At 77.3% G+C, this 2,854-nt stretch carries 3 protein-coding genes; all 3 read left to right on the top strand.

Features of this window, described 5'->3' with window-relative positions; all coding sequences use genetic code 11:
• Positions 1–589 (top strand): septum site-determining protein Ssd (ssd, locus tag ON36_RS01655; RefSeq protein ID WP_043646949.1); only part of this gene is annotated, 589 nt, incomplete at its 5' end.
• Positions 586–1,767, top strand: a complete 1,182-nt coding sequence (locus tag ON36_RS01660) for a TadA family conjugal transfer-associated ATPase (RefSeq protein WP_043646951.1) — start codon at positions 586–588, stop codon at positions 1,765–1,767. The genes ssd and ON36_RS01660, both read left to right, overlap by 4 nt.
• Before the next feature lie 81 nt (positions 1,768–1,848).
• A complete protein-coding gene (locus ON36_RS01665) occupies positions 1,849–2,634 on the top strand; it encodes a type II secretion system F family protein (RefSeq protein WP_052313538.1) in 786 nt (261 codons plus the stop codon).
• Positions 2,635–2,854: the final 220 nt, after the last annotated feature.

Consider the following 2,854-nt stretch of genomic DNA (forward strand, 5'->3'; position numbering starts at 1 on the left):
CGGCGGTATCGACCTGGTGCTCGGCATGGAGAACGTGCCGGGCCTGCGCTGGCCCGACCTGGTCATCGAGGACGGCCGGGTGTCCGCCGCCGCCCTGCATCACGCGCTGCCCGCGGCCACGCCGGGGCTCGCGGTCCTGTCGTGCGGCCGTGCGGGCACCGGCCGCACGCCGGCCGAGCTGGGCGCCGCCGCGGTCCGCGCGGTCGTCGAAGCGGGCCGTACCGCAGGCGATCTCGTGGTGTGCGACGTGTCGGGTGAGCGAGGGCCGCACGCCGAGGCCATGATCGACGCGGCGGACCTCGTCGTGCTGGTCGTGCCCGCGCGGCTGCGCGCCGTCGCGGCGGCCGAAGCCGCCGCCGCGCATCTCACGGCCCACAACCCCAACTGCGGCCTGATCGTCCGTGGTCCCGCGCCGGGCGGGCTGCGCGGCTCCGAGGTCGCCGAGGTCCTCGGGCTCCCGCTCCTCGCCGCGGTCCGGGGGCAGTCCGGTCTGGCCGCGCGCCTGGAACGCGGCAGCCTCAGCGTGCGCCGCCGTTCCCCGCTGCGCGACGCCGCCGACGCCGTACTGGCCGTGGTGAGCGCGTCGTGACCGCCCTGGTGACCGCCGACCTCCTGGAGCGGGTCCGCGAGCGCCTCTCCGCCGAGAGCGGCGAGCCGGACGCCTCGCGGGTCGCGGCCGCGTTGCGCGCCGAGGCGGGCGGCGTGCTCGCCGACACCGACCTGCTGCGGGCGCTGCGGATGCTCCAGACCGAGATGACCGGCGCGGGCATTCTCGAGCCCCTGCTGCACGATCCGCGGGTGGCCGATGTCCTGGTCACCGCGCCGGACGCGGTCTGGGTCGACCGCGGCCGCGGCCTGGAGAAGACCGGGGTGACCTTCGCCGACGAGGCCGCGGTCCGCCGCCTCGCCCAGCGTCTCGCCCTCGCCGCGGGCCGCAGGCTCGACGACGCGCAACCCTGGGTGGACGGCAGGCTGACCGGAACCGAAGCGGCCCTGGGCGATTCGTTCGGTGTCCGCCTGCACGCCGTGCTCGCGCCGGTCGCGCACGACGGCACCTGCCTGTCGCTGCGGATCCTGCGGCCGGCGACCCAGGGTCTCGACGCGCTGTGCACCGCGGGCTCCGTCCCCGCCGACGCGCGCCGCCTCCTCGACGCCGTCGTGCGGACCCGGCTCGCCTTCCTGGTCGTCGGCGGCACGGGCGCGGGAAAGACGACGCTGCTGTCGGCGCTGCTCGCCGCGGTCGACCCGGCCGAACGGATCGTGTGCGTGGAGGACGCCGCGGAACTGGCGCCCGTGCACCCGCACGTCGTGCGGCTGGTGGCGCGCACGGCCAACGTCGAAGGCGTGGGCGAGGTGACCGTCCGCGACCTGGTCCGGCAGGCGCTGCGCATGCGGCCCGATCGCATCGTGGTCGGCGAGGTCCGCGGCGCCGAGGTCGTCGACCTGCTGACCGCGCTCAACACCGGCCACGACGGCGGCGCGGGCACCGTCCACGCGAACTCGCCCCGCGAGGTGCCCGCGCGGCTGGAGGCGCTCGCCGCGCTGGGCGGCATGGATCGCGCCGCGCTGCACAGCCAGCTCGCCGCGGCCGTGCAGGTGGTGCTGCATGTGCACCGCCGCGCCGACGGAACCCGCGAGCTGCGCGAGATCGGCGTGCTCGAACGGGACGGCGGCGGCATCCGGATCGTGCCCGCGTGGCGGGCCGATGGCACCCCGGCGCCGGGAAGCGCGGAACTGGCGCGCCTGATCGACGGGAGGACGGCGTGACGCCGCGCCGCCCGACCCCGGCCGGGGCGCGGGACCCGCGAGCGACCCGGCCGACTGTGCACAGCTGGGGATGGTGACGCGATGCACTGGGCGATGCTCTGCTGTGCGGCGGCGCTGGTCGCGTTGCCGGTGACGGGTGGGCGCAGGCGGTTCGCCGGAGTCTTCCTCCTCCCGGAGCGACGTGCCGGGCGGTGGCCGCGTGGTTACCCGCTCGCCTGCGGCCTGGCCGTGGCCGTTCTCTTCGTGCTCGGTCCGGGGGTAGGGCTGGCCGCGGCCCTGGTGGCGGCGACGGTCACGGTCCGCGTGCGCCGCGCCCGGCGTGCGGGACGGCGGCGGACCGAATGTGGACACCTGTTGACAGGTCTGGAGGCGGTGGTCGGGGAGCTGCGGGTCGGGGCACACCCGAGCGCGGCGGCCGAAACCGCCGCCGCGGAGGCCACCGGCGAGACGGCCAGGGTGCTGGCGATCAGCGCGGCGCGCAGCAGGCTGGGCGGGTCCGGGGCGGACGGCCTCCTGCACCCGGATTCGGTGGTGGCCGAGGAACTCTCGCGCATCGCCGCCGCCTGGCGCGTCGCCGAACAGCACGGGCTCGCCCTGGCCGAACTGCTCGGCACCGCACGCGCCGACCTGCGGGCCCGGCTGCGGTTCGGTGATCGCACCGAGGCCGCCCTGGCCGGTGCCCGGGCGACCGCCGCCGTCCTGGCCGGACTGCCCCTGCTCGGCATCGGGCTCGGTCAGCTGATGGGCGCGGCGCCGGTCGCGGTCCTGTTCGCCTCGGCGGCCGGGCAGTTCCTGCTGCCGCTCGGCGCGGGCCTGGCCTGCTGTGGACTGCTGTGGACGGATGCGATCACCCGGAGCGTGCGATGACGGCGCGGCGGGGACGACGGATCGCCGAGGACCTCACCCGCCCCCGTGCCGGCCTCCGGTCAGGCGCGGTGGCGCGGGTCCTGCCGGTAGCGCGGGTGCGCGCCCGAGGGGAGGAAGACCGTGTGGCAGTCGGTCATCGGTATCGCCCCGGAGGCGGCGCTGGCGGGGGCGGCGGCCCTGCTGGTGTGGCCGGTCCACACGGCCGCGCAGCGCAGGCTGC

Source organism: Nocardia thailandica NBRC 100428, from assembly GCF_000308795.1.
GTDB classification, from domain to species: Bacteria; Actinomycetota; Actinomycetes; order Mycobacteriales; family Mycobacteriaceae; genus Nocardia; species Nocardia thailandica.